25 protein-coding genes are annotated in these 25,869 nt (G+C 57.9%); 15 read left to right on the plus strand and 10 right to left on the minus strand.

The features are described from left to right. Nucleotides 1–47: 47 nt before the first annotated feature. The 4 genes from dapF to GC165_03105 are packed head-to-tail and all read right to left on the minus strand — an operon-like array spanning nt 48 to nt 3,544. Nucleotides 48–998 carry a diaminopimelate epimerase gene (gene dapF / locus GC165_03090; GenBank protein MBI1331845.1) on the minus strand — a complete coding sequence of 317 codons (951 nt, stop codon included), beginning with the start codon at nt 996–998 and terminating at the stop codon, nt 48–50. Then, nucleotides 881–2,818: a hypothetical protein gene (locus GC165_03095; GenBank protein MBI1331846.1), complete on the minus strand. Its 1,938-nt coding sequence runs from the start codon at nt 2,816–2,818 to the stop codon at nt 881–883. The genes dapF and GC165_03095 overlap by 118 nt, the downstream gene beginning before the upstream one ends. Before the next feature lie 60 nt (nt 2,819–2,878). Then, complete coding sequence (locus GC165_03100) at nt 2,879–3,310, minus strand: YbgC/FadM family acyl-CoA thioesterase (protein MBI1331847.1); 432 nt, start codon at nt 3,308–3,310, stop codon at nt 2,879–2,881. A gap of 3 nt (nt 3,311–3,313) precedes the next feature. Beyond that, nucleotides 3,314–3,544: a hypothetical protein gene (locus GC165_03105; GenBank protein ID MBI1331848.1), complete on the minus strand. Its 231-nt coding sequence runs from the start codon at nt 3,542–3,544 to the stop codon at nt 3,314–3,316. Nucleotides 3,545–3,588: 44 nt separating this feature from the next. Between GC165_03105 and GC165_03110 the strand changes: the two genes are divergently transcribed. Genes GC165_03110 through GC165_03125 form a run of 4 tightly spaced genes read left to right on the plus strand, consistent with a single transcriptional unit; the run spans nt 3,589 to nt 9,157 of the window. After that, complete coding sequence (locus GC165_03110) at nt 3,589–5,202, plus strand: hypothetical protein (GenBank protein MBI1331849.1); 1,614 nt, start codon at nt 3,589–3,591, stop codon at nt 5,200–5,202. 14 nt (nt 5,203–5,216) lie between these two features. Next, on the plus strand, nt 5,217–6,194 hold the full coding sequence (locus tag GC165_03115; GenBank protein ID MBI1331850.1) for an FAD-dependent oxidoreductase: 978 nt from the start codon (nt 5,217–5,219) through the stop codon (nt 6,192–6,194). Next, on the plus strand, nt 6,187–6,819 hold the full coding sequence (locus GC165_03120; protein ID MBI1331851.1) for a hypothetical protein: 633 nt from the start codon (nt 6,187–6,189) through the stop codon (nt 6,817–6,819). The genes GC165_03115 and GC165_03120 overlap by 8 nt, the downstream gene beginning before the upstream one ends. 10 nt (nt 6,820–6,829) lie before the next feature. Beyond that, on the plus strand, nt 6,830–9,157 hold the full coding sequence (locus tag GC165_03125) for a glycoside hydrolase family 95 protein (protein MBI1331852.1): 2,328 nt from the start codon (nt 6,830–6,832) through the stop codon (nt 9,155–9,157). Here the strand turns inward: GC165_03125 and GC165_03130 are convergent. Together GC165_03130 and GC165_03135 are read right to left on the minus strand one after the other, a co-directional pair. Continuing rightward, on the minus strand, nt 9,147–9,968 hold the full coding sequence (locus GC165_03130) for a polyamine aminopropyltransferase (protein ID MBI1331853.1): 822 nt from the start codon (nt 9,966–9,968) through the stop codon (nt 9,147–9,149). The two genes, GC165_03125 and GC165_03130, sit on opposite strands and share 11 nt — an antisense overlap. A gap of 16 nt (nt 9,969–9,984) precedes the next feature. Beyond that, the gene (locus GC165_03135) at nt 9,985–10,668 is read right to left on the minus strand and encodes a DUF1211 domain-containing protein (GenBank protein ID MBI1331854.1); all 684 of its coding nucleotides are present in this window, start codon (nt 10,666–10,668) and stop codon (nt 9,985–9,987) included. Between the two features lie 100 nt (nt 10,669–10,768). Here GC165_03135 and GC165_03140 point away from each other — a divergent pair, with 100 nt between their 5' ends. Genes GC165_03140 through GC165_03155 form a run of 4 tightly spaced genes read left to right on the plus strand, consistent with a single transcriptional unit; the run spans nt 10,769 to nt 16,724 of the window. Next, the gene (locus tag GC165_03140) at nt 10,769–11,440 is read left to right on the plus strand and encodes a hypothetical protein (GenBank protein ID MBI1331855.1); all 672 of its coding nucleotides are present in this window, start codon (nt 10,769–10,771) and stop codon (nt 11,438–11,440) included. Nucleotides 11,441–11,450: 10 nt separating this feature from the next. Then, nucleotides 11,451–12,215 carry a hypothetical protein gene (locus tag GC165_03145; protein ID MBI1331856.1) on the plus strand — a complete coding sequence of 255 codons (765 nt, stop codon included), beginning with the start codon at nt 11,451–11,453 and terminating at the stop codon, nt 12,213–12,215. A 55-nt stretch (nt 12,216–12,270) separates the two neighbouring features. After that, nucleotides 12,271–15,183, plus strand: a complete 2,913-nt coding sequence (locus tag GC165_03150; protein MBI1331857.1) for a glycosyl hydrolase — start codon at nt 12,271–12,273, stop codon at nt 15,181–15,183. A gap of 44 nt (nt 15,184–15,227) precedes the next feature. Beyond that, on the plus strand, nt 15,228–16,724 hold the full coding sequence (locus tag GC165_03155) for a c-type cytochrome (protein MBI1331858.1): 1,497 nt from the start codon (nt 15,228–15,230) through the stop codon (nt 16,722–16,724). 248 nt (nt 16,725–16,972) lie between these two features. Here GC165_03155 and GC165_03160 read toward each other — a convergent pair whose 3' ends face one another. The 4 genes from GC165_03160 to GC165_03175 all read right to left on the minus strand — a co-directional run bounded on the left by GC165_03160 (nt 16,973) and on the right by GC165_03175 (nt 21,186). Further along, nucleotides 16,973–17,839: a tyrosine-type recombinase/integrase gene (locus GC165_03160; GenBank protein MBI1331859.1), complete on the minus strand. Its 867-nt coding sequence runs from the start codon at nt 17,837–17,839 to the stop codon at nt 16,973–16,975. Nucleotides 17,840–17,938: 99 nt separating this feature from the next. Continuing rightward, the gene (fabF, locus tag GC165_03165) at nt 17,939–19,204 is read right to left on the minus strand and encodes a beta-ketoacyl-ACP synthase II (GenBank protein ID MBI1331860.1); all 1,266 of its coding nucleotides are present in this window, start codon (nt 19,202–19,204) and stop codon (nt 17,939–17,941) included. Continuing rightward, nucleotides 19,204–19,443 carry an acyl carrier protein gene (locus GC165_03170; GenBank protein MBI1331861.1) on the minus strand — a complete coding sequence of 80 codons (240 nt, stop codon included), beginning with the start codon at nt 19,441–19,443 and terminating at the stop codon, nt 19,204–19,206. The genes fabF and GC165_03170 overlap by 1 nt, the downstream gene beginning before the upstream one ends. Nucleotides 19,444–19,557: 114 nt before the next feature. Then, on the minus strand, nt 19,558–21,186 hold the full coding sequence (locus GC165_03175; protein ID MBI1331862.1) for an FAD-dependent oxidoreductase: 1,629 nt from the start codon (nt 21,184–21,186) through the stop codon (nt 19,558–19,560). A gap of 45 nt (nt 21,187–21,231) precedes the next feature. Here GC165_03175 and GC165_03180 point away from each other — a divergent pair, with 45 nt between their 5' ends. The 7 genes from GC165_03180 (at nt 21,232) to GC165_03210 (ending at nt 25,867) form a co-directional block, all read left to right on the plus strand. Beyond that, nucleotides 21,232–21,672 carry a hypothetical protein gene (locus tag GC165_03180; GenBank protein ID MBI1331863.1) on the plus strand — a complete coding sequence of 147 codons (441 nt, stop codon included), beginning with the start codon at nt 21,232–21,234 and terminating at the stop codon, nt 21,670–21,672. A gap of 43 nt (nt 21,673–21,715) precedes the next feature. Beyond that, nucleotides 21,716–21,850, plus strand: a complete 135-nt coding sequence (locus GC165_03185; protein ID MBI1331864.1) for a 50S ribosomal protein L34 — start codon at nt 21,716–21,718, stop codon at nt 21,848–21,850. Beyond that, nucleotides 21,847–22,173: a ribonuclease P protein component gene (gene rnpA / locus GC165_03190; protein MBI1331865.1), complete on the plus strand. Its 327-nt coding sequence runs from the start codon at nt 21,847–21,849 to the stop codon at nt 22,171–22,173. Before GC165_03185 ends, rnpA begins: the two co-directional genes overlap by 4 nt. Further along, nucleotides 22,146–22,355 carry a membrane protein insertion efficiency factor YidD gene (gene yidD / locus GC165_03195; GenBank protein ID MBI1331866.1) on the plus strand — a complete coding sequence of 70 codons (210 nt, stop codon included), beginning with the start codon at nt 22,146–22,148 and terminating at the stop codon, nt 22,353–22,355. Before rnpA ends, yidD begins: the two co-directional genes overlap by 28 nt. Nucleotides 22,356–22,380: 25 nt before the next feature. Continuing rightward, on the plus strand, nt 22,381–23,751 hold the full coding sequence (gene yidC / locus GC165_03200; protein ID MBI1331867.1) for a membrane protein insertase YidC: 1,371 nt from the start codon (nt 22,381–22,383) through the stop codon (nt 23,749–23,751). A gap of 10 nt (nt 23,752–23,761) precedes the next feature. Further along, on the plus strand, nt 23,762–24,667 hold the full coding sequence (locus tag GC165_03205) for a KH domain-containing protein (GenBank protein ID MBI1331868.1): 906 nt from the start codon (nt 23,762–23,764) through the stop codon (nt 24,665–24,667). 96 nt (nt 24,668–24,763) lie between these two features. Then, the gene (locus GC165_03210; GenBank protein MBI1331869.1) at nt 24,764–25,867 is read left to right on the plus strand and encodes a mandelate racemase; all 1,104 of its coding nucleotides are present in this window, start codon (nt 24,764–24,766) and stop codon (nt 25,865–25,867) included. The last annotated feature ends 2 nt before the right edge of the window (nt 25,868–25,869 follow it).

Below are 25,869 nucleotides of genomic sequence, written 5' to 3' on the forward strand. Positions count from 1 at the left end.
GTGCGATCGCACTTTGCATCGAAACTTGTATCTGATCTTCGCGAAGACTAGAACTCGCCTTCAAACAGCGTCTTCGCTGTCCCCTCGATCGTGATCGGATGATGCCAGGTATCCGCCGACACCCATACCGATCCGCCCGGGTTCTTCACCTCGATCCGTCCTCCCGACCCGCGTCGGCGCATCCAATCGACCGCCGCTGCCGAAGAGCCCGTGCCGCATCCGAACGTCTCGCCCACTCCACGCTCCCAGATGCGAATCTTCAGCGCGTCGCCATCCTGAACCGCCCAAATAACGCTGGTGCGCTTGGGAAACCGAGGGTCGTGCTCCAGCATCGACGAAATCTTGCGAAAGCCGTCGTCATCCGGCAGAGAGCCGGTGGGCAGAACCACGTGCGTCGAACCCGTCGAGAGTGCACTGCCGGGCAGAACCACCGACCAGTCGTCCACTCGCGCGGCAAAAATCGTGACGTTGAACAGTTCGCCCATGATGTTCGTGGGCACGTCCTTGGGGTCATAAGAAGCGGTGCCGATCATCGACCGGATGAGCCCATTGTCGATGGTGACGGGAACCGCGCGGTCGAGATGAAGGATATTGAACTGGGTTCCAACCCACCCTTGTTCATGCGCGTGCTGAGCGGCACACCGAATTCCATTGCCGCAGAAGTCCTCGGTGCCGTCGGGGTTGAACATCCGCAGGCGAACGTTGGTCCCCTCCATGCCAACCGCCAGCAAGCCGTCGCCGCCGATGCTGTAGTGCTCCCGGCACATGGCGATCGACAGCTTCGATAGCTTGTCCGTGACCTCTTCGGGTGTCGCGCCGGTCACACTGTCAAGATGGATGAGCGGGAAATGATTCCCGATCGATTCGACCTTCCAGAATTTCAAATCATCGGCTCCCAATAGCAGGTCGCCGTCTCCGTAATGCGGCGGAACCAGCGGCCGTCCGGGCTCACCAGCGGAATCCACCACGCGCTTGGGCGTCGGTTTGCGCTCTCCAATCCGCGACTGCTGATCGTGGCTTCCCGAATCATGCTCAGCCGCTTAAATTCGGACTCCATTTCGATCTCCCGACGTCGCTTGTGGACTTTCAAGAAGGTCTCGCTTTGGGAAGCAGCCCGTTCTCGTTCGCCCAGCATCGCGATCTCGTGCAGATACGCCTCACGCTGTTTTCGCAGTCGCTCTAGCTGAGCGGTGAACCCAGCACGGCAGTCCAATTCCGATTGATCGGGAATCTTTTCGAAAATCTTCGCTCGGAAATGGTCGCCCATTTCGCGCTGAATTTCCTGCCACATTTGACCATCGGCTTTCCAAGCGTTGTGCAGGGTGCGTCGTTTCTCCTTCAGCGACTCAATCTCTTGGCTCAGCTCGGACAATTGACCATGGATCGCTTCGTACTCTTGCGCCTGAAGGCTCCACGCCCCGCCGACCTTCTGGTCCAGGTAGCAAAGTAACTCGCCGGGCTTGCGAATTTGCCCAAGCTGTTCGATGCGCGACTTCTGCTCACCAACCACCGCTCGCCAACGCGACGCAAACGAAGGCGCACAAATTGTCTCGCTTCCAAAGGCGGCTTGGAACGGCTTCGGCAGGTCGAACCAATTCTCGACTGACGCTAGGCTATCCCAGGTTTGATAGCGGATTCGCAGGATGGGGTTGACGTGAAAATTCAGCTTGTTATGGAGCACCCGCGAGGCGCGCACGTAGCTCGACGCGCCCTCGTGGAACGCAAAAGTGAACTCGCGCCCCAGCATGCCGATGAGGGTGACCGCCTTTCCGATGACCGCGCAGTTGGGACCAAATTTCTTCTCGATCAAGTCGGCAAGTTCAGCCAGCGTTTCCAGCGGCTTCTTGTAGCTGAGGAACTGGGGAACTCGGGTGGTGATGACCGCTCCACGATTGCCGAGGCGGATGGTGCCGCGACCGAGGCCGGGAATCACGAGGTCGAAAGGAATCGCGCCCGATCCAAACCGCGTCAGATCATACAGACCAGGATAGCTGGTGGTCGCCTCGTTGTAAGCCTGGCAAGCCTCGGCCCGCGTCGAATGCGCCACATACTTGGCAAAGAACTCAAACCGTGGCAGGTGGTAGGTCTGGGTGTTGAACCGCAGAAGTTCGCTCGTCTGCGTCGTCTCAAACTCCAGCGGCTCACCCGCGACCAGCGAATAAATCGGATTCAGCAGGTCGCGGTAGATGGCGGCCAGGTTGCGGTGTGGAGCCTCGGCGTACAGGCAGAAAGCTTCGTTGATCTTGTCGCCGACCTCTTGAGCCCGGCTTCGGTTGCTTTCCCCAATCGATCCCACCGATTCGTCGATGGCCCATCGAAGCGTGTTACAAAGCTCACGAGCCAAGTCGTCGCCGGGAACCTCCAGCGTGATCGGCGGATTCTCGTCGGTCGAAACGATGCCCCGCCAACCCCAAGCTTCGGTGGCTTCATCGAGAAAATCTGGTCTAGTTTCGGATAGACGGTCGAACCGCAATCCCGCGCGGATCAGCTCTTCGCGCGTCACTACCGTCTCGGAACCGAACAGCGCCGAGAACTCAGCCGCCGCGCTCCAGAGGTTCCGCGTTGAGCCGTCGTTGTGGGGAAGCGTCTTAAACTTTGCTCGCGAGCCCTTTACGCCCGAGACCTTCGCAAAATAGTCGGTATCATGCACGCCCGCTACGAAGCCGACGCCAGCCCGCTGGGCCTCAAGGGCTAAACCGGCCTTCATCGGTTCGTCCCAAAACACGGTCTGACCGAGGGCGAGGAACTTCGAACCCGACGCCAAAGAGCCGACCTGCTGGACGGCTTCCTTTAGACTCATACAACTGGGTTCGCTCATGCGATAACCATCCCCGCGAAAACGAGTACGAATTGTTTCTACGGTGTGTTTCGACAAATTTTAGCGCAAAGTCTCAAAATCATCGGGATTTCGATCCAACAGCACCTTAATGTTTTCGGGAATCGAAATCGCTTTCCTCTCGGTGCCCATAAACACGTGCCAGGTGTACCCCTCGGTGCAAACCTTGCCGGTGGACTCATTGACGATCTTATATTCAAACTTCACGGCGGCGCGTTTGGTCTCGCTCACCGTCACTTCGACCTGAATCCAGTCGTCGTAATGCACCTCGCCTTTGTAGCGAATATGAACCTCGACGACGGGCAGGAAAACACCCTGCTCCTCAAACTGCTTGTAGGTGAATCCGCGGTCTCGGCACCACGCCCCGCGCGCCTGTTCGAACCAAAAAAGGTAGTTGGCGTAGTACGCATGCCCCATCTGGTCGGTCTCGCCGTAGCGGACCCGGATGCGCTCGACCGTAGGGCGGGTGGGCATGGGTTAGGCCTTCTGCTGGCGGCCGATAACGACGAAAGCGCCGTTCAGGGCTTTCGACTTACTGACATGGAAAACCGGCTCGTAACCTTGGTCCTCCATCTCCTTGATGTAGCGCACGTCGGCCTGGTCCATCAGGATTTCACCAAGGTCCTCGACCTTATAGTAACCGCGCGCGTCGGGCTCTCCCAAATCTGAGTAGGTGACTTGCCAGATGTTGTCTCGGATTTGCTTCATGGAGTGATGACTATAGTTTGCCCGATTTGAGATAACCTTGTCACATGCCGTCGGAACCAATGGAGTTTAAGTTAGGAAAGTTGAGGGGATTCGTCGATCCTGAATCGGGCCAACTCCGTTACCTGAAGGTCGGCCCGTACGAACTGCTCCGCGGCATTTATGGTTCAGTGCGGCGTCCAGACTGGGGAACCGTTGTCCAAACCGTCAGCGATTTCAAATTCGATCGCAAGCGCGAGTCGTTCTCCTGCACCTTTGTTGCCGTCCACAAGGACGACAAAATGGACTTCACCTGGCACGGCACCATCACGGGCAAGGTGCGAGACGACGGCAAAGCCGAGATCGAATACGTTCTCGACGGCATCGTCCCCGTCGAGCAAATGACCAACCGCCTCGGCCTCTGTCTGCTCCACCCCGCCACTCTCGAAGGCATTCCGGCCCAAATCGAACACGACCCGGGCAAGATCGAAACGATCCCCTTTCCCGAAGTGATCAAGGCGGACCAGCCGTTCAAAGACACCAAGGCGATCTCTTACGAGGTCAAGCCGGGCATCGGAATCCGAATCGAACTCTCCGGCGACGACTTCGAGACCGAAGATCAGCGCAACTACGGCGACGCCTCGTACAAAACCTATTGCCACTGGCAGGAGTCGGGCTCACCATACCGTGTGACCAAGGGCCAAGAAATCAAGCAAAAGGCGCGGCTGATCGTGTCTGCCGATGGATACAAAGACGAACCGACGATCCCCACTGCGTCCTCCGGACAGCTTCCCAGCCTGGGTACGATCTTCCGCCGCAAGATGACCGTCGAGGAGATGGACCACATCATGAGCCTGCATCTCACGCATTCCCAGGCGAGCCTCGAAGGCATCGAATCCGCCAAGCTGGTTGGAGGGCCGGTTTTCCTCCAAACCCAAGCCGCGTCGATACCCGTAACCCTTTCGCCTAATGACGGCATCCTTTTCTCGCCCGTGAATCAGTGGAAGAAGTTGAACGCCGTTCGCGGCGCCAAGAAATTCCTGGCCGTGCAGGGCTGGTTCATGGAGATGAATGGCTCGAAGCCCTCATTTGACGGCCTTGATGGCTCCAGCCTCGGTCTCCAGCCCAAAACCCACCAGTTCGACACCGACACGATGATGGAGTGCGGCTGGGTCGTCCCCGACCAAGTGAAGTCGGCCCGCCACATGGGCGCGAAGACCATCATCGTCGGCCCCGCGCGCCTCAGCGACGCCCCCGACGCCCGAACCAACGGTATCGAAGCCGCCCTCTTCACGATGGCCGTCATCGCCAATGCCGTCAAGGCCAAAGCCGACTTCGTAACCCTCTTCGACTCCGAGGCGCTCCTCAAGAGCCCGGCATCGCTCCCGCTCGCGCTACTCGCTGACCGCCGCTCGAACGACATCCGGGTTTGGGATGTCAACCGCGAGTTCGTGATGATCGAGTGCGGCAAAATGATCCTCGCCAACCTTAGTTGGGAGCCGTCCGAATATTTCAAGCAGATTCCGTTCGACTCCGCCGACAATTTGGCCGTCGGTATCAAGGGCGAATACCACCTTTTTGACCAAGACAACGTTTCGAATTGGAAGCAAGTTCTGACCGAACCGGCCAAGCACAGCATCCTCTCTGCGCTTCCTCCACGGTCCATCGTGGTCCTCGGCTGAGTAGAATCTGAGGAATGAGAGTTGCCATCGTCGGAGCCGGAATTTCTGGTTTGGCCGTCGCATGGCGGTTGGAGCGGGCCGGCGTCACCGCCACCGTCTTCGAAAAAAGTTCAAAGGTCGGCGGCCGCGCCTCGACCGTTGTGATCGACGGCTACACCTTTGATGACGGCGCGACGAGCATCGCTCCTCGTGGCCGAGCCATCGAAGAAGTTCTACTGAAAGAGCTTCCAACCGACGATCTGGTCCGCATCGAAAAACCGATCTGGGTTCATGATTCTCTTCGCGTTTCCGCCGGGTCGATCTTCCACAACGAGACCTCGCGCTACACCTACTCGACCGGCCTCGCCGAATTCCCGAACCGCCTCGCCACGCCGCTGAAGGTCAAAACCATGTGCGAAGTGGCGGATATCGCTTCCAGCCGAGACGGATTCGAAATTCAGGGCGAAATGTTCGACAACCTCGTCCTCGCCCTCCCGCTTCCGTTGACGTCCCAACTGCTGTGGTCGCTCAACGAGAGTCGCCCGCTCTCCAACGTCTCCTACCGGTCGTGCCTCAGTGTCATGCTCGGGTTCAAAAACCAGCTTCACGAAACGCCCTACCACGCCATCGTGGACCCCGAAGGCGTACACCCGATGCAGTGGCTCAGTCTCGAATCCGAGAAGTCGCCGCGTCGCGCTCCCGAGCACCATACGGCGATGGTGATGCAGTTGAGTCCCCGCTTTTCGAAGGACAATTTCGACAAGTCGGACGAGTTCATCGTCTCGACCGCACTCGCCTTCACCAAGAACCTTTACGGCCCCGAATTCGAAGCCGCCGAAGTCGCCCAGGTCAAGCGTTGGAAGTATTCCCAACCCGAAAATCTGGCCCGCTTTGAAGCCGTCAACCAGCCGGGCTCGCGAGTTCTAGTCGCCAGCGACGCCCTGTTAGGTGGGCGCATCGAAGAGGCGTTCGAGTGTGGCTACCGGGTGGGAGAACTGCTCCTCAATGCTTAGCGCCGTTCTCCTCCTCGCACTCCAATCCAAAACGCTCAACTACGACATTTATCGCGGCGCCGACCTCATCGGTGAAGCCAAGATTCTCATCAAGATCACCCAGGACGGCGGCAAGAGAACCGACACCAAACTGACCCTCAAACTGAGCGGAAAGACCTTGGATATGCACACGACCCAGGTGTGGGCGTTCTCCGGTCGCCCGACCCTCAAGATCGTGCAGATGTTCGATGCCAAAGGCAACGAAACTCACCGAACTCGGGCCGACTTCAAAGCCGACGAAATCTCGGTGATGGAGACCGTCGGCGACAAAACGACCAAGAAGACGGTCCCGATCGCGGCCGACGCCGAGATTCGCGAGTTGTCCGAGTTCTGGTTCCTGCGGGACGAGCCCGTCAAAGACGAAGCCTTTAAGTTCCAAAGCTTCGACGCCAGTACCCAAAAATGGCAGACCGCCACGAGCACCTACATCGGCATCGAGTCCAAGGTCGTCGACGGAAAAAAGATGGCGCTCTATCATGTCGCCCAGGAAATTGGCACGAAGAAAGTCGATGTTTGGCTCGATACCGACGGTTTTCCGCTGATCACCGAGTCGTCGGACAAGACGAAGATCGTGGCGAAGTTCTAAAATAGAATTCGTGAAATGGCCTAGCCTGCTCCTCGCAATCTTCCTTCCGGGCTCCATCATGGCATTCGATTCCTCCACCACGATTTGGGCCACGGCCCCGGCCGCGAAGTTCTACGACTCCAGCCCGCTCGGCAATGGGCGCATCGGGGCGATGGTCTTTGGCGGCGTCGGCGAGGATCGAATCGTTCTGAACGAGTCGACCGTATGGTCGGGCGGGCCGCAGGACGCCGACCGGGAAGACGCCTATAAGGTGTTGCCCGAGATCAGAAACCTGCTCCTGCACGACGAGAACCGCAAGGCGCAGGACCTGCTTCAGCAGAACTTCATTTGCAAAGGGCCTGGCACCAGTTTCGGTTCGGCCAAAGACGCTCCGTATGGGTGCTATCAAATTCTCGGCAACCTCCGGGTTCGATATTTGGGCGAGCAGGCGACCGACTATTCACGCATCCTCGATCTCAAGGCCGCCACATCGATCGTCAGCTACAAAACGGGCGACGGCCAGATCGAGCGGAAGGCGTTCGTATCCGCCCCCGATCAGGTGTTTGTCTATCATGTCCAGGCCAGCAAAGGCGAAAAGCTGAACCTCGACATCTCGATGGACCGCCCCGAGAACGCGACCTCTTCCGTCAGCGGGAGCCACATTCGCCTCGCTGGTCAGCTCAAGAGCGGCCTGCCGAACGTCGAAGGCGTTCGCTTCCTCGGCCACGCTCGCGTCCTCAACATTGGCGGACAGCAACACCCCGACGGTGCCGGAATCCACGTCACGAACGCCGACGAAGTTCTCATTCTCGTCGCCGCAGGCACCAGCATGTTCGATCCTCACTTCGAGGTCACCTGCCTCAACCAACTCGAAAGGGCGGCGAAAAGGAGCTTCAAAGACCTCAACGGTCGCCAAATCCGCGACGTCCGCCAATTCTTCAGCCGAGTCGACCTCGAACTGCCCAAAACCGAATCCAGCAAGCTCCCGACCATCGATCGGCTGGCCGAGCAGGCGAAAGGCAAGCCCGACCCCGATCTGGCCGCGTTGTACTTCAACTTCGGGCGGTACCTCCTCTTCAGTTCATCCCGACCGGATAGCCCCTTGCCCGCCAACCTGCAGGGCATCTGGGCCGAGGAACTTCAGACGCCGTGGAACGGCGATTTCCACCTCGACATCAACCTGCAGATGAACTATTGGCCCGCCGAGGTGTGTAACCTGTCGGACTGCACCAAGCCCTTGCTCGACTTCCTGCCGAAGCTGGTTCCGAACGGCCGCAAGACCGCCAAGGCGTACTACGACGCCCGCGGCTGGGTGGCGCACGTGGTCACCAACCCGTGGTGCTTTACCTCGCCCGGCGAGGGTGCGGGCTGGGGTTCGACCGTCAGCGGCGGCGCATGGCTCACCGAGCATCAGTGGGACCACTACGCCTTCACTGGCGACAAGACGTACCTAAAGTCGGCGTACCCGGTCATGAAGGAGGCCGCGTTGTTCTTCACCGATATGCTTATCGCCGAGCCAAAGCACGGCTGGCTGGTGACGGCGCCCTCCAATTCGCCGGAAAACACCTATATCCACCCAACCCAAGGCAACCTCAACACCTGCATGGGCCCGACCATGGACCAGCAGATCGTCCACGAACTCTTCGAGAACACGATCAAAGCCTCGGAGGTTCTTGGCGTGGACCCCGACTTCCGCAAGGAACTCCAAGATAAGCTGTCAAAGCTCGCACCGATGCAGATCGCGCCCGACGGCCGACTGCAGGAATGGCTAGAGCCTTACAAGGAAGCCGAGCCGCACCATCGCCACGTGTCGCATCTCTACGGTCTCTACCCGTCCAACCAGATCACGGTGGACGGAACGCCTGCGCTAGCCGAAGCCGCCAAGAAATCCCTCGAAGCCCGAGGTGACGACGGAACCGGCTGGAGCCTGGCATGGAAGGTCAATTTCTGGGCGCGTCTCCACGACGGCAACCACGCGCTGAAGATTCTTCACCGATTGCTCATGCCGACCGGCGTCGAAGGCTACAACTACACGAACGGTGGCGGCACTTACTCCAACCTGTTCGACGCCCATCCGCCTTTCCAAATCGATGGAAACTTCGGCGCGACCGCTGGCATCGCCGAAATGCTTCTCCAGAGCCGCGACGGCGAGATCACGCTGTTGCCCGCCCTGCCCGACGAATGGGCCGCGAAAGGATCGGTGAAGGGCTTGCGAGCCCGTGGCGATCTGACGGTCGAAATCAACTGGCGCAACGGACACGTGGTGGAATATCGGCTGACCGGTCCCAATGCGAAGACCACGAAGGTGACGTTCGGCGCGGGCCGAGAACCCGTCAAGCACAAGACGACTAGCGGCTAAACGAAAGCTCGGAGAACGCCAGTTGGTAGGTCAAGTCGTTCAGGTACCCGTATCCTGCGGGTACCGATAGCTCGGCCGCCAGCGACCGATCGTTGCTTCCCCACGCGAACCCGCTAAACCCGCCGAAAGACGGTACCAGGCCAAAGTAAAAGCCCTTTTGGGCAAAGACGCCGCCGAAGAGGTCGAGCACTTCTTCGCAGGAGTAGGGGCAGAAAACGTGGTTGTCGGCTTGGGTGACCACGATGCCCGACGGCGCCAGCAGACGGGAAAGGTCGGTGTAAAACTCTTTCGTCCACAGCATCTCGCTGATCTCGCCTTCCTCTTCCTCGTAGGTGTCCGTCGAGTCCACGACGATCAGATCGTAAGGTCCTGTCGCCTGCTTCACAAACGGAAAAGCATCCGTGATCTGAAGGTTAACACGCGAGTCGTCGAACGCCCCATCGCTGAGGTTTGGCATCCACTGGCGGCAGGCATCGACCACACCCTGATCGATCTCCACCATGTCGATCTGCGAAACCGACGCGTGACGACAAATTTCGCGGATCACACCGCCGTCGCCGCCGCCGATCACCAACGCCTTCTCGAACTTCGGCAGGTTCAAAGCCGGAATCTGCACTAGGCACTCGTGGTATGCGGCCTCGTCAAAATCAGTCAGTTGGATGTGGCCATCCAGCAGCAGCGCCTTCCCAAAAACTTCGGTCTCCAAAACTGTGACTTTTTGAAAGTCGGTCTGGACGTTACAAAGCTCGCGAACGACGGAAAACGACATCTGGAGCTTGTCGGATCGAATGGGAATGGTGAACGACGCCACCACAAAAGTTTACTTCCTAGGCCGCCTTCTTCTCTTTCTCGGGCCGGCCGAGATTGACCAGAACCAAGTTCTTCATTTTCGAACTGAACGCCGAGTGGATGACCATCAGCAGAATCGGAATCGCGATCGGACTGTACATCGCGTAGTGCATGCTCTTGTACGCCAACGGAATGCTCGCGAGGAAGACGATCGGAATTGTGCCAATGCGCCACACAAAGAAGCTCTGCACCACCCGCGATGTCTGCTCCGTCATCAGGTCTGCCCGACAGCACTTCAGCCAAATGGACAGCATGCTGAGGCCCGCCACCGCGTTGTTGGTGGCGTACAAGAGCCAGGCGCTGGGCAAGGTCGGATTCCCGCTATGGATCGAGGTCGTCAGCGGCAGGATCGACACAAAGAACAGGAACGTGATGTTCTGCCACAACAGCGTGCCATTAAATTTACCGACATGGCGAAAAACGCGCTGATGAAGCATCCAAAAGCTGGCGATGATAAAGAAGGACAGCGTGTAGCCGAGCAGAGCTTGACTCTGAGACTTTAGGTTGAACCAGAGGGCGGCATCGCTATCGGCATTGATGAATTTCGCGATGTCGAGCCGAAAAATAAGGAACGTCAAAACGATCGCAAAAACGCCGTCGCTGAGCGACCGCAAGCGCGATAGTTCCGTCCCCTCATCACGAAGATCGTGCTGTAATGCCATATACCCCCGGAGCAAAAGCCTCCGTGTATTGGGTCGGGTGGAAAACTTTGGTTGCTCATGGCTCCGTCGGTGAGGTTAGATAAATCAGGAGCAAATACTGATGTTAGCTTTACTAGCTGGTGTCATCGCGGGTTACCAGACCTCGAAAATGGTGACGATGCAGCTAGTTTTGCTTCGTCCCGGCGAAAATTCGACGCCTCTCACGAAGAATCTTCAGGAGGTTGCGATGAAGCGACACCTGGAAGGATTAGAGGCCCTGTGGTCGGCGGGAAAGGCCGTTGCCGTGGGGCCAATGGAAGGCTCCGACTACGCTGGCTTGGCTGTCATGGACGTCAATAGCGCCGACGAGGCAAAGGATCTGATGAAGGATGATCCGTTCGTCAAATCAGGGAGATTGAAGGTAGACGTATTGCCGTGGATGCTGGAAAACACCTTCCGTAAAGGCAAAAAGTTCCTCGATGTCGAGAAGGTCTACTTCGGCATCTTGGAGCGACCGGACAAAGCGCCCAGCTATCCTAACCAGAAATTGGAGGAAATGCAGGCCGGGCACTTGGCCAATATTCAGAAAATGGCGAAAGACGGAATTCTTGCCGCCGCCGGACCGTTTCTATCGAATGAGAAGCGCCGAGGGGTGTTCGTTTTCTGCACCAATGACCTCAAGGTTATCCAAAAGGCGGTCGCCGTCGACCCCCTGATTCGAGCAAAGAGGCTAGAATTGAAGCTCTATCCGTGGTGGACGAGCAAAGGTACGGTCGTTCCGTACAAACCATGAACAGGGAAAGATGAATCAGAAGATTTACTGGGTGGGGATCGCGTCGATTTCGATGACGGCGCTAGGTTTTGGCATCGTCTACCCCCTCGCCTACGCCGCCAACCCGATCAACCAGCCGTTGGTCGAACAACAGGAATCCCGCGCCTCCGGCTTTACTATGCGCGGCGAGGCGCTCTACCAAAAGGACGCTAAGGCGAACCGCACCATCGTCGCCGCCCGAATGTTTGCCACCGGCCCAATGCACGATGACGAAGTCATTCGGATGGAAGGCACATTTTCCCTCATCACCCCAAACGGTCAGGTCAAATCGTTCGGTCCGTCCACCTGGACGTTTTCGCCGAACCTCTACTCCGTCATGCCGGTGCAGAATGCTCCCTCCGGCTCAAAAGTAAAGATTGACGGCACGATCTACGTCTACCACCGCGAACTCATCAAATCCGAACGGGAAATCCTCCCAGATGGGTCCATCAAGCTGTACATGAACATCGGCTCCGTGACCTTCAGCAAGATTCCTAACTCGAATCCGGCTCAGATTTCCGTGGACTGCGAGAACCTCGGTTCCGTCCACCAGCACGGTCTTGAGCTCATGAGCGCGAATAACAAGACTGTGTCCAGCCGAATCCTGCTCTATGCAGGCAAACAAGTCGTCGAGCGGGAGAACCTGCCGTTCGTCGGTCGCAAAATCGGTATGGAGCCGTACGTGATTCGACAACTCATCCCTAAGCGAAGTGAGCCGGTCCACCTCGTGCTTCCGGTCCGCGATTTGGGCCGATAGCGATCTTGGTAATATCGCTTTAGTGATTTCTCAGAAGAGCCTCCTGCTGGCGCTCATGCTCGCCGGCTCCTCATTGTCGTTCGGCCAATCGCCGGACCAGTACAAGGGTCTCGAATGGCGCTTCGTTGGCCCATTTCGAGGCGGCCGCTCGCTTGCGGTGGCAGGCTCCCCCCAGCGTCCCAAGGAGTACTACTTCGGCGCGACCGGCGGCGGAATCTGGAAGACCACCGACGGTGGCGATAACTGGTCGCCCGTCTCCGATGGCTCCCTCGGCTCATCCTCGGTGGGTGCCATCGCGATTGCTCCGTCCAATCCCGACGTCATTTACGCTGGCACCGGCGAACGCGACATTCGCGGCGACATTTCCGAAGGCGACGGAATCTACAAGAGTTCTGATGGAGGTAAGACCTGGTCGCACATCGGCCTCGAAGCGACTCGAACCATCTCCCGCATCGTCGTCGATCCCAAAGACCCCAACACCGTGTGGGTAGCCGCTCTTGGCCATGTGTATGGCAAGAGCACAGAGCGGGGAATCTACAAGTCCACCGATGGCGGCGCGACCTGGCACCACGTCTTCTTCTCCACCGACCATACCGGGGCCGTTGATCTCGTCGTCGATCCGAACCACCCCAACATCCTCCTAGCCTCGTTTTGGGACGCCTGGCGCACCCCCTATTCGCTGAACTCCGGCGGACCCAATAGCGGCATGTACAAGTCCGAGGACGGCGGCGACACCTGGACGGATATCAGCCGCAACGAGGGGTTGCCCAAAGACACACTCGGGAAGATTGGCCTTTCGATTTCTCCAGTCGATTCCAACCGCTACTGGGCCATCGTCGAGGCGCAGGACGGCGGCCTCTTCTGCTCCGATGACGCCGGCAAGACCTGGCGCAAGGTCAACGAGGACCGAAACTGGCGACAGCGGGCGTGGTACTACACCCACGTTTACGCCGACCCGAAGGACAAAGAAACCGTCTACGTGCTAAACGTCGGATGGGGTCGCTCCACCAACGGCGGCAAAACCTTCTCGAACCTTCGCCCGCCCCACGGCGACAACCACGATCTTTGGATCGCCCCGGATGATCCCCAACGGATGATCGAGGCGAACGATGGCGGCGCGACCATCACCGCCGACGGTGGCAAAACCTTCAGCGCACTCGAAATGCCGACCGCGCAGTTCTACCACGTCTCCGCCGACAACGCCTTCCCATACAACATCCTCGGTGCTCAACAGGACAACAGCACCGTCCGCATCGCCAGCCGAACCTTTGGCCGAGGCATCACCAAGGACGACTGGACCAGCACGGCTGGCGGCGAATCGGGCTATGTCACACCGAAACCCGATGATCCCGACATCGTCTTCGGCGGAAGCTACGGCGGCGATCTCTCGTGGTACAACCACCGCACAAAGGTCTCTCGTGCCATTGACCCCTGGCCCGATAACCCGATGGGCCATGGAGCCGAAGACCTCGACTACCGCTTCCAGTGGACCTACCCGATCGTTTTTTCGCCCAACGATCCGAACCTGATCTACACCTGCTCACAGTACGTGATGACCAGCCACGACATGGGCCAAAGCTGGAAGAAGATCAGCCCCGACCTGACGCGGAACGACAAGTCCACTCTCGGCTCCTCGGGTGGGCCGATCACAAAAGACAACACCAGCGTGGAGTACTACGGAACCGTGTTCACCGTGGCCGAGTCGCCCAAGCGCCGAGGAGTGATTTGGGCCGGTTCGGACGATGGATTGATCCACGTGACGATGGACGGGGGTAAGCACTGGACCGATGTCACGCCGCCGCAGATGCCCAAGTGGGGTCTCGTCAGTATGATCGATCCGTCGCCGTTCGATGCCGGGACTGCCTACGCCGCCGTCGACAACCACGAAAGCGATGATTACCAGCCGTACGCCTACAAGACAACCGACTATGGCAAAACTTGGACTCCGATCACGACCGGAATCCCGAAGGACACCTTCGTTCGAGTCGTGCGCGAGGACCACAAGCAGAAGAATCTGCTCTACGCAGGTACCGAGAACGGCGTCTATGTCAGCTTCAATGGCGGCTCGTCCTGGCAATCCCTGCAGAACAATCTGCCCGTGACGCCCGTGCACGATCTGATCTGGAAAGACAACGATCTGGTGATCGCAACCCACGGGCGCGGCTTCTGGATTCTCGATGACATCTCCTCGCTTCAGCAATTGGCCCAGAAAGGCGACAACGCTACGCGTCTGTTCACGCCCCGCGACGCCTATCCGGTGTCGTACGGCGGTCGGGGCGATAGCAAGTCTGGCATGAACCCGCCCAGCGGATTGGTGATCGATTGCTACTTGGCCCAACCGGTCAAGTCTCTGAAATTCCAGATCACCGACCCGAAAGGAAACGTCGTCCAAACCGTCGAAAGCGGTGCATCCGAAGCTGGGTTCCACCGCACTAGCACCTTCCTGCGCTATCGCTCGTTCTCGATGCCGAGCGGCATGATCCTATGGTCGGGCTTCCCGTCGCCCATCACGGCTCCGCCAGGAACGTACAAGCTGACGATGACTGCCGACGGCCAGACCTTCTCGACCGACTTCCGCTGGTCGAAGGACCCGCGCACGACGGCGAGCGACGCCGACCTGCAGGAGAAATTCCGATTCCAGATGGAGATCGTCGCCAAGATCGATCAGGCTCACAAGGCGCTGGCCGACATCAAGAAGGCGAAGGAAGAGCGAGGCGACAAGGCCGATCCGAAATGGCTGGCCGACATAACCGCCGTCGAAGAAGCGATCTACCAGACCAAAAATAAAAGCGGCCAGGATCCCCTCAACTATCCGATCCGTCTCAATGACAAGCTCGCGGGTGTCTTCAGCAACGTGTCGGGTGGCAATTTCCGGCCCACCAGCCAGTCGTACGAAGTCTTCAAGATGCTCTCGAAGAAGCTCGACGAACAATTGACCAAGCTCGCGGTTCTGCTCAAACAGAAATAATCCGCTGACTTTGGACGGACCGGTTGCGTAGGTAAAGTAACGCAATGGTCCGTCCGATTTATGTCTTTGCCGGTCTGGCAACCGTTATTTCTTGTTCGTCGTTTGTTGGGGGTACTAAATCTCAGGCTGACCAGCAAAAAAGCGATTACGAAAAGAGTACTAAAGTTAAACGCAGTGGCGTGAATGTCACTCAACTTTATAACGATACTTGTGCCAAATGTCACGGCGTTAACGCCGAGGGCGGCGGTGGCGGCACCCAATCCCTTCTCACCGTCGACAAGTTCGACGAGAAGTGGGACAAGCCGTTTTTCGACGCCACTCGCAACGGCGTTCCGACGATGGGAATGGAGGCCTACGGCGACACGATGTCGGACCAAGAAGTCTGGGCCCTGGTCGTCCACATTCGAGAGCTTCAATACAAGGCGATCCGCCCAATGACTGCGCCGAAAAACACGAACGGCGTTTTCCAAACTCAGTACTACAAATATCGGATAGAAACCGTGGTCGATAAGGACCAAGGATTGAAGACACCTTGGTGTACGGCTTGGCTCCCCGACGGCACCATGCTCGTTACCAATCGCTCGGGCTACCTCACCGTGGTCAAGGGTGGCAAAGTCGTGTCGAGGGTCGACAATTTGCCCGCTTCAACGGAAATCGGCCAGGGCGGCCTGATGGAGGTTGCGGTTCACCCAGACTACGCCAAAAACGGCTGGATATACCTGACCGTTGCCGATCCCAAAGAAGGAAACCGCCGAGAAGCGTTCACCCGCACGTATCGTGGCCGCCTCAAATTTGATGGCGACAAAGTAACCTGGACCGACCAGCAGGACATCTTCAAGGTGCCGATCGACAACTACAATGGGTCGGGCATCCACTACGGCGGCAAAATCGTCTTCGACGGCAAGGGTCACATTTTCATCACTCAGGGTGAGCGCGGCAACGGACCCCTGGCCCAACGCCTCGACAAGCCAAACGGCAAAATCTTCCGCCTAAACGAAGACGGGTCGATCCCCAAGGACAATCCCTTTGTGAATACTCCCGGCGCGATCCCCGCGATCTGGACCTACGGCCATCGCAACCCGCAGGGGCTGGCGATGGATGACAAAGGCGACTTGTACGACACCGAGCACGCACCCCGTGGCGGCGACGAACTCAACCACATCGTTCCCGGCACGAATTACGGTTGGCCGGTGATCACCTTCGGCATCAACTATAACGACTCGTCGTTAGAGGTGCCCTGGCCGACCGCCGATCAGAAGTTCAAAATGCCGATCACTCGATGGTTGCCGTCCAGCGCCACGTCTGGCCTGCGCGTGTACAAAGGGTCGCCCTTCTCCAAGTGGAACGGCGACCTGTTGGCCGGTGGTCTAGCTGGCAAAGTGATCGACCGTGTCAGGGTGAAGAACGAGAAAGTGGTCGAGCGAGAAACGATTTTGTTCAACCTTGGCCGAGTTCGCGACATCGCCATCGGACCGGATGGTTTCGTGTACGTGACCGTCAATGAACCCGATATCGTCGTCCGCCTTGTGCCAGTCCAGTAGACATCAAATCTCTTCAATCCGATCAAACAAAAGCGACTTGCTTACCGCAACGGACGATCCCGGAGGGATCGCAGAAGGTAGCCAGGGTGTCGAAGCGACCGAAGGAAGCGTAGACCCCTGGAAAGCTCGTTACAAACAAGAGTCCGAGGAGCGAAGTCGAAGACCCCGCCGAGCAAAGCGAGGCAATTGGAGCGAAGCGGAATCGGGGCGACCCCGCCATTATGGCGGCAGAATTTGACGAGCGTCAGTCAAGCCTTACCCTTCGGATGCGCCTTCTGAACCGTTTCGTGTAGGCGCTCGATGCTGACGTGCGTGTAAATCTGCGTCGTCGCCAGGCTAGAATGACCTAACAACTGCTGAACCGTCTTCAAGTCGGCGCCCCCGTCCAGCAGGTGCGTCGCAAACGTATGCCGCAACGTGTGCGGCGACGTCTCCGGCGGCAAACCGACCGCCAGAGCCCATCGCTTCACGATCTTCTGAACCGTGCGCGTCGTTAACCGCCCACCCTTATCATTCGTGAACAAAGCGTCGTTCGCCACCGGCAAAACCCGCTCACCCTCGACGTATTCCTGCACCGCCCGTGCCGCCGCCCCGCCGAAGAAGGTGATCCGCTCCTTGTCGCCCTTACCGATAACCCGAACCGAGTTATCCGAGAAATTGAGGTCACCAAGTTCGAGGCCGATCGTCTCGGCCGCCCGAAGACCCGCCGAATAGATCAGCTCCAAAATCGCGCGATCCCGCTTCGGCGTTCGTCCCACGTCCCCCTGATCAAGCAAATCGACGGTCTGCGGCTGGTTCAGGCTTTTGGGCAGGTTTCGACGACGGAACGGAGCTTCCAACGGCTCGGTGGGGTCCCGGTCGATCACCTCCGAAACGCGAAGGTACTTGGCGAACGTCCGCAGCGTCGATAGCTTTCGCGCCCGAGTGCGCGGACTCCCACCATGCTTGCGCAGAAATCGCCGCAGCGTCTCGGTGTCGAACGAAAACTCGCCGTCCGTGAACTCGGCAAGCTGACTCAGGTCGGCCCCGTACGCGCGAACCGTCGCTTCCGAACGCCTTGCGCGCAGATGGTCGAGAAAATGCTGGATGTGTTGGTCCATTCCCTTCTCGGCCATGAAGTTAGTTTAGCCGTGCCAGAAACCTACTCGCGGCGAAGAACAAATTTCCCCTCCAAGGATTGGAGGGGTGGATGAGACTACCTGCCGACTAGAAAATCAGCCCTTCGTCATGATCAGCGACACGTTATGTCCGCCGAACCCGAACGAATTGTTCAGCACATAGGTCAATTCTCGCTTCTGAGCCACGTTCGGAACGTGGTTCAGGTCGCACGCCGGATCAGGATTCTCCAGGTTGATCGTCGGTGGCATAACGCCATCTCGCATCGCCAGGATGCAGATCAGCGACTCGATCGCGCCCGCCGCGCCGAGCGTATGCCCGTGCATCGACTTCGTCGAACTCATCGCCAGCTTGTAGGCATGATCGCCAAAAACCTTCTTCACCGCCGAGACCTCCATCGGATCGCCAACCGGCGTCGAAGTGCCATGAGCGTTGATGTAGTCGATCTGCTCTGGCTGAAGCTTCGCCTTGCGAAGCGCCATCGTCATCGACTTTGCCGCGCCGCGTCCTTCGGGGTGGGGAGATGTGATGTGGTAAGCATCGGCCGACATACCGTAGCCGATGATCTCGGCATAAATCTTCGCGCCTCTAGCGATCGCGTGGTCGCGATCCTCCAAGACCAAAACTGCTGAGCCTTCGCCCATCACAAATCCGTCTCGGTCGACATCGAACGGCCGCGAGGCCCGCAGGGGTTCGTCGTTTCGGTTCGTCATGGCTCGGCAAGCGCAGAATCCCGCGATGCCGATGTCGTTTATCGCCGCTTCGGTGCCGCCCGCAAGCATCGCGACGGCGTCGCCGCGCTTGATCATTTCGTACGAATCGCCGATGGCGTTCGCCCCGGTCGAGCAGGCGGAAACCACGGTGTGGTTCGGCCCGCGCAAATCGTTGATGATCGAGACCATGCCGCTAGCCATGTCCGCGATCATGTAGGGAACAAAGAACGGCGACACGCGATCCGGCTTTCCGCCGTGAATGAACGCGGTGTTGTCGTACATGATCCCCAACCCGCCGACGCCGGTGCCGATGAGCACACCGAATTCATTTCGGAGGTCCTCGGTCAGCTCGATCCCCGAATCGTCGAGGGCCTGTCGGGCGGAGGCAATGGCAAAATGGATGAACTTATCCATTCGCCGGGCATCCTTCTTTTCGAAGTTTTCACAGTACCAGTCTTCGATGTTGAAGTCAGGCACTTCGGCCGCGACCTGCGTGGCATACGGGGTCGGGTCGATGTTGGTAATCCGGCGTACCCCAGACTCGCCGGCGACGACTCGGGGCCAAAAGACGTCTACACCGGTGCCGAGCGGAGTGACCGCACCGACGCCGGTAACAACGACACGCCCGGATGGTTCGGGCGGAAAGCTCATTAGCTTTTCTTCTTGGAGATGTAGTCTACGGCGTTGCCGACCGTCTTGATCTCGCCTACTTCCTCGTCGGGGATGTCGATTTCGAATTCGTCTTCAAAAGCCATGACGAGTTCGACAACGTCGAGAGAATCTGCACCAAGATCGTCGGTGAAGCTGGCTTCCATGGTCACTTCTTCCGGCTTGACGTCGAGTTCTTCGACGGTGACCTTTTTTACGCGCTCAAAAATGTCGTTAGACATAGATATATAACGATACCATTCCCACCCCAAAAGCTGGTGAAAAGAACAGCCGTCTCCTTCAATATTTTGCTACGTTCTTTCCACAAAAATTGTTGGCTCAAGCGTAAAGCACACCTAAAGTGCACTTAATTTCGGCCATCGAATTTCAATTCCTTGGCTCGTGAGCAATGCCTGCAATTCTTCGATTTTTGTCACGATCGCCTGTACGGGCTCGCCGTGGGATACGCAAAGGGAGGCCATCGCCCCCGCTGCCTCGCCGATATTCCACTCGACCGGATGCAGTCGATAGCACCCGTTTGTGATGTGCGTCGTCCCAATGTTCTTGCACGCCGGTATCAGGTTTCTCATCCGAACAGGAATCAGCGACCTCGCCGGAATTTCGAACGGAAGGGTCGAAGTGTCGATCGTGTTCTTACCGTTGGTGCTGGGGTGAAGATCGATGCGATACGCCCCTATGCCAACCGAATCGTCAAACGACGGCGCTCGATCCATATTCGGATTGGTGTAGGCCGCCACGTCCTGCTCCTTCACCGTGTATTGCGCTACGATTCGCCGCGACTCGCGAATGTAGGGATACTTCGCAAACCCGTCGGAAGTATCGGAAATTCCGCCGTCCATGAAAACGCCGGGATAAGCTCCGGGCTGGCCGTCATGCCGTGGAGCTTGGTTCTGAAGCCAGTACACCACGGAAAGCGACAACTGCTTGGCGTCATAGAGTCGGCTCGCCGAAACCGGACCCATGGCACCGGGAACGTCAAAACCGTCGGGAACGTGGTCGCCTGAGGGCAAAGGGTCCACGTCGGTGATCGTTGCCTCAAAGTAGTCGTTCTGGGGCCAGTTGGCGATGGTGACGGGCCGATACTGGTCGGGATTCTCGTAAATTTCGGGCCGTACGACTTGGCGATACCGAAAAAGGGAATACCAGTCGCTCGGGTCTTTGCCAAAAAGCGGCAACTCCCGGACTTCCAGCGTGTGCGGATTCAATATCTGAAAGCCCAAAAGCGGACCGGGCCAGAAATCGGGACCCCAATCCTTCCACTTATCGTATTGCTCCGGCTTCGTAATCCGGTGGTCGCCATCCTCGTCGTAGCCCAGCGCGAAGCACCACGTGATGCCCTGCACATTGTCCGGCTCAGTCGGACCGTCCACCGCGTTCGGCTCTTGGGTCTCGGCTTTCGACTCCGCGCCCACCACATATTCGGTGCCCGACATCGGGAGCAGGTCGCCTAGCTCGGTGGCGTCGATGAAGATCGTGGACTCAATCTGCACGAAGCCTCCCGTCGTCAGATCGACGAACCGCACGCTCCGAACCTCATCCCCCGCAACCTCGGCGCTATGTGGCTTCAAGCCGAGTCGTATTGTCAGGTGCCCACTTCGAACGTAAGGCAAAAGCATCGATTCCAAGACGGCATGCCCAACCTTGGGCTCATGGCAAAGTCGGCTGACCCATCCGCCGCCGGGATTGAAGTCCACCAGCCTCTTTGTCGCGGCGCCCAGCCGTCGATGGTCAAAGTAATACTGTCGCACTCGATTTCGGTAAGTGCGATAGCGGTGCGTACACCCGAACTGCTCGATCCACGGATGCTCGTCCGGCGGCACGATCTGCGAGGTCAACTGACCGCCGACCCAATCAGTTTCCTCGGTCAGGATCACGTGGTGCCCCAGGTCGCACGCCATCATCGCGGCCGCCACGCCGCCGGTGCCTCCGCCCACGATCAAAATGTCGCACTTTTCGCCCGTCATCGAAAGAAATGATATTCTACGAGTCGTCCAATAATCGGTAGAGAGATGAAAAGGATTCTGGCGCTCACGGTTCTGATGCTGGCTGGTACAGCCGTCGCCCAGGATTCGCCGAGCCTTTGGGATCGTGCCACCTCGGTCAGCATCTCCATCGCCAAAAACCTTTGGACCAAACTCCAGGAACAGGGTCAGCCCCTGGCCGAGAAACTGCTTAAAGCCGCGCCGGAGTACTACAAGCAGTCGAAAGCCGGCCTCCAAGACTTCGTCAAGCGCATCGACAAGCTCGAAATCCCCAAGACGTTCCACGAAAAGCAATTGCTCGCCCTCGAACTTTGGAAGCTGCGCGGGGCCATCAATGTCGTGGCGCTCAGCAATCCGCAGACTGTAAAATTGCTGTTGGGCTTCGAGCCGCCAACCATCGCGCAGATGCAGAAAGATTTATCTCGCGTCGAGCTCGCGCTGAAAAAGGCGAATCTTCCCGGAATCTAGGGGTATACTTCCAACCCACTGCCATAAGTGAAGGCTGCCTAATATGAAGCGCACATTTCAGCCAAATAACCGCAAACGAAGCAAAACACACGGTTTTCGAGTCCGAATGAAGTCCACCGACGGTCAAAACGTCCTGAAACGACGACGAGTCAAAGGGCGTCACAAACTCAGCGCATAAAAGGTCCTTCCAAGCGCCGGTTTGACGAGATTTACAATCAGGGTCGCCGTTTCAGAGGCGACTTTTTAACGCTTATTGTCACGCCGGGTCAAGGACTCGTTGGGATTGCAACGAGTAAGAAGCTTGGAGCGAAGCCGCAGCGCAATCGACAGAAGAGGCGTATCCGGGCAATGATTTCGACTCAGATGCAACCGACCACGCAGGACTGGGTCCTCGTCGTCGGTATGAAGTGTCTTCGCACCGAATATGCAACGCTTCGCATTGAGTTGACGCACTTAATTGGAGAGGCAAACTCTTGGGTCGGAGGATCGGCATCTTCTTAGTACGAAGCTATCAACGCGGTTTCGCGTGGATGCCGCCTACCTGCCGGTACACACCGAGTTGCTCTCAATACACCCTGGAAGCGATCGAGAAATATGGGCTCATCAAGGGATCCTGGATGGGATTCAAACGCATCTGCCGATGCGGACCTTGGCACCCCGGAGGACATGACCCGGTTCCTTAGATCGAGGGTTTTTTAGTTTAAGAGAATGGCTAACGCACCTGCCCCCAAGCGCAACATGACCTTCATCTGGGTGATCTGGATGATCTCGGTCGTATGGCTTTTCACCACTATGCAGAACCGCCAACCGGATACCCGGTCCACGGTGGATGTCTACAAACAGATTCAAAAGGACAACGCGGAGACGAAAGACGTTTCTGCCAATAGTGACTACCACACGTACAAGTCGCTTCTGGACCGCGATGTCAAAGAGAAGAAGCTGACCGAGCCGGAAGCGCAGGTCAAGCGGTACGAAGCGGCCGTCCTCGTCGCCAACACCCAACTCCGAGCCGGCATCATGCGCAACGAAACCGCGCGTGTTCGCCTGGCCTATCAAACGCTTTGGGAATACCAAAAGCACGGCGTGGACACGCCCGACTGGAAAGACAAACAGTTCACGGCCGCTCCCGATTCACGCTTTCCCGACATTCCCCAATCCGCATCGGGGCAACAGCTTTTCGACAAAGTTAGCGACATCCTCAGTGCGCGCAACAAGAAGGAAATCATCTGGGGCTTCATCCCCGGCGGATACAACTTCATCGACACGTTGGTGGGCCTGACCGGACGGATTCCCGGATTCAGCTACTGGTTTGGCGCGTTCTTGCTGGCACTAGTGGTTCGCATCATCGTCTTCCCATTCTCGCAAAAGACGATCATGCACTCGCGACAGATGTCTCAGCTCAGTCCGCTGATCACCAAGATTCGTGAGGAATACAAAGAAGACCCTCAGCAGATGAACATGAAGGTGATGGAGCTGTACAAGGAGTACGGCCTCAATCCGGCGGCGGGATGCGCCCCGGCCTTCGTCCAGATGCCGCTTTTCCTCTCGGTGTACCAGTGCATGTTGCTGTACCAGTTCGAGTTCCAAAAGGGCACCTTCCTTTGGATCAACAAGGACGTCAGCAAGCTCACGCACGGCTTCACCGCCCCTAACCTGGGTACCCAGGACACGATTCTTATCATTCTCTACGGAATCTCGATGATCTGTTCGCAGATGCTCACTCCGGTCAACGACCCGAGCCAAAAGAAGCAGATGCGACTGATGGGCATCGGCATCTCCGTAGCCTTTACAGTTTTCATGTTTACCGGTGCGTTTCCGGTCGTGAGTGGATTCGTCCTTTACTGGACGTTCACCAATATCTTTGCGACAGTGCAGTCGCTGAGAGCCTACCGCTTACCACTCGCTCCCTTGCAAAAGGTGAACACGAAGGACGGAGGTCTCTACCCGCAGGACCCTAGCCAGCTCTTCCCCTGGCTAAAGAATGTCGAGGCGAAGAGCAATCCGGCCGCTAATGGCAAACCGAATATCCAAACGTCGACGAAGACCGGCAAGCCGAAACAACACAAACCCAAAAAGTAGGTTCTAAAACATGCAATCGATTGAACTAACCGTAAAAAATCTGGACGAAGCCGCCGCAGCTGCCGCGGAACAACTTGGCGTCAGCCCGGATCAAGTGAAGATTACCGTTCTCGACGAATCCAAGAAGCTGTTTGGCAAGGTGAGCTACAAGGTCAAGGCCGAAGTGAAGTCTTCGGGCAAGGCCGCCAAGGCCGAGAAGCCGGCCGAAGCTGCTCCGGCGCCAGCCGCTCCCGCCGCCTCCGCTAGCGAAGGCCCGCGCAAGAAGCTCGGAAGCAAGAAAGCTGATGAGCCCAAGGCTGAAGCCGCCCCGGCCGAAGAAGAAGCCGAAGCCGCTCCGGCACCCAAGGCCAAAGCCGCCAAGACCACCAAAGCTAAGACGGAAAAGACGGCTGAAGCTCCGGCCGCCGAACCCGCCGCTGAGGCCAACGGCGAAGACGACGGTGGTCCCGACGTCACCGCCACCGATGAGGACGCTTCCAAGCTCGGAACGATCCTCAAGACCCTGGCAAAGAAGTCCGGTCTCGACGCCCAGATCGCCGTCGGCGAACTGCAAGGCAAGTACATCAATCTTTCGATCGACGGTCGCGACGCCAGCTACCTGGTGGGCAAGAACGGCGAGGTTTTGAATTCACTCCAATACCTGATCAACCTCGTCGCCAAGCAACAGCTCGCTAACGGCGTGCGCGTCACCCTCGACGGAAACGATTACCGAAAGCGCCGAGCCGAATCCCTAACCAACCTGGCCACCAAGATTGCCGACAAGGTGAAGGAGCGAGGCGAGGAAGCCGTTCTCGAGGCCCTGCCTGCATTCGAGCGACGCGTCATTCACAAGGCCCTTCAGGACATCGAAGGCGTGACGACCTACAGCGAAGGCGAAGAGCCGGATCGCCGAGTCGTCATCGCGCCGATCGACTGATCGTCGAACAAAGCTAACTGTCTGGGACCGGAGAAATCTTCTCCGGTCCCTTTTCTTTTGCGCCAGCGAAGGTGAATCGGTTAACATGGTTCAACTGTGAGCATCGTTGCGATCCGGGCGTATCAAGTCGATCTTCCCCTCTTCGAAGGAAGCTATAACTGGTCGGGAGGAAAATCCGTCTCGGTTTTCGACTCCACCGTTGTCGAGGTCGAGACCAGCGAGGGTATCACCGGGTGGGGTGAGGTTTGCCCGTTAGGACCCTTTTACTTGCCCGCCTACGCCGAAGGAGTAAGAGCCGGAATCAAGGAGTTGGGACCGCACCTGATCGGCTACGACGCCTGCGAAATTGGCGTTCTCAATGCCCGCATGGATGCCGCTCTCCAGGGCCATCCCTATGTGAAGTCCGGCATCGACATGGCGTGTTGGGATATCTTGGGCAAGGCCGCCGGAATGCCCGTCTGCAAACTTCTTGGTGGACAGTCCGGCGAGGAAATCACGCTCTATCGAGCCATTTCTCAGGAATCGCCAGAAGCGATGGCTGACAAAGTGGCCAAATACCGCGCCGAAGGCTATCGTCGATTTCAACTGAAGGTCGGCGGCGATCCCGATGTCGATATTGAGCGAATCAAGGCTGTCTCGGCCAAGCTCGAATCTGGCGACCGGCTCGTCGCCGATGCCAACACCGGCTGGACCCTGCACGAAGCCATGCGCGTAGCGCTCGCCGTAAGGGACATCGATGTTTACATCGAACAGCCCTGTCGCACCTACGAAGAGTGCCTCTCCGTCCGGCGGCACACCAACCACCCATTCGTCTTAGATGAAAACATCGACAGCTTGGAAATGCTCTTGCGCGCCCAACGTGACCTCGCGATGGATGTCGTGAACATCAAGATCAGCAAGCTTGGTGGCATCGCAAAGGCGCGGCAAGTCAGAGACATGTGTGTTTCGCTCGGCATCGCCATGACGATCGAAGATAGCTGGGGCGGTGACATCGTCACCGCCGCTATCGCGCACTTAGCCCACAGTACGCCGGAACCGATCCGCTTCACGTCGACCGACTTCAACAGCTACGTCACCGTGAGCATCGCAACCGGCGCTCCGCAACGAGTCAATGGGAAGATGAATGCCTCGCCCTCGCCAGGCCTCGGAATCGAACCCCGCCGAGAAGTGATCGGCGAACCAGTGCTGGAAATTCGATAGCA

The organism is Armatimonadota bacterium, from assembly GCA_016125185.1.
GTDB lineage: Bacteria > Armatimonadota > Fimbriimonadia > Fimbriimonadales > Fimbriimonadaceae > Fimbriimonas.

Excerpts from the sequence above, each read along its gene's own strand:
- GC165_03095 (MBI1331846.1), bottom strand. The coding sequence starts at position 2,818 with ATGAGCGAACCCAGTTGTATGAGTCTAAAGGAAGCCGTCCAGCAGGTC.
- GC165_03100 (MBI1331847.1), bottom strand. The coding sequence starts at position 3,310 with ATGCCCACCCGCCCTACGGTCGAGCGCATCCGGGTCCGCTACGGCGAG.
- GC165_03105 (MBI1331848.1), bottom strand. The coding sequence starts at position 3,544 with ATGAAGCAAATCCGAGACAACATCTGGCAAGTCACCTACTCAGATTTG.
- GC165_03110 (MBI1331849.1), top strand. The coding sequence starts at position 3,589 with ATGCCGTCGGAACCAATGGAGTTTAAGTTAGGAAAGTTGAGGGGATTC.
- GC165_03115 (MBI1331850.1), top strand. The coding sequence starts at position 5,217 with ATGAGAGTTGCCATCGTCGGAGCCGGAATTTCTGGTTTGGCCGTCGCA.
- GC165_03120 (MBI1331851.1), top strand. The coding sequence starts at position 6,187 with ATGCTTAGCGCCGTTCTCCTCCTCGCACTCCAATCCAAAACGCTCAAC.
- GC165_03135 (MBI1331854.1), bottom strand. The coding sequence starts at position 10,668 with ATGGCATTACAGCACGATCTTCGTGATGAGGGGACGGAACTATCGCGC.
- GC165_03140 (MBI1331855.1), top strand. The coding sequence starts at position 10,769 with ATGTTAGCTTTACTAGCTGGTGTCATCGCGGGTTACCAGACCTCGAAA.
- GC165_03145 (MBI1331856.1), top strand. The coding sequence starts at position 11,451 with ATGAATCAGAAGATTTACTGGGTGGGGATCGCGTCGATTTCGATGACG.
- GC165_03150 (MBI1331857.1), top strand. The coding sequence starts at position 12,271 with ATGCTCGCCGGCTCCTCATTGTCGTTCGGCCAATCGCCGGACCAGTAC.
- GC165_03155 (MBI1331858.1), top strand. The coding sequence starts at position 15,228 with ATGGTCCGTCCGATTTATGTCTTTGCCGGTCTGGCAACCGTTATTTCT.
- GC165_03160 (MBI1331859.1), bottom strand. The coding sequence starts at position 17,839 with ATGGCCGAGAAGGGAATGGACCAACACATCCAGCATTTTCTCGACCAT.
- fabF (MBI1331860.1), bottom strand. The coding sequence starts at position 19,204 with ATGAGCTTTCCGCCCGAACCATCCGGGCGTGTCGTTGTTACCGGCGTC.
- GC165_03170 (MBI1331861.1), bottom strand. The coding sequence starts at position 19,443 with ATGTCTAACGACATTTTTGAGCGCGTAAAAAAGGTCACCGTCGAAGAA.
- GC165_03175 (MBI1331862.1), bottom strand. The coding sequence starts at position 21,186 with ATGACGGGCGAAAAGTGCGACATTTTGATCGTGGGCGGAGGCACCGGC.
- GC165_03180 (MBI1331863.1), top strand. The coding sequence starts at position 21,232 with ATGAAAAGGATTCTGGCGCTCACGGTTCTGATGCTGGCTGGTACAGCC.
- GC165_03185 (MBI1331864.1), top strand. The coding sequence starts at position 21,716 with ATGAAGCGCACATTTCAGCCAAATAACCGCAAACGAAGCAAAACACAC.
- yidC (MBI1331867.1), top strand. The coding sequence starts at position 22,381 with ATGGCTAACGCACCTGCCCCCAAGCGCAACATGACCTTCATCTGGGTG.
- GC165_03205 (MBI1331868.1), top strand. The coding sequence starts at position 23,762 with ATGCAATCGATTGAACTAACCGTAAAAAATCTGGACGAAGCCGCCGCA.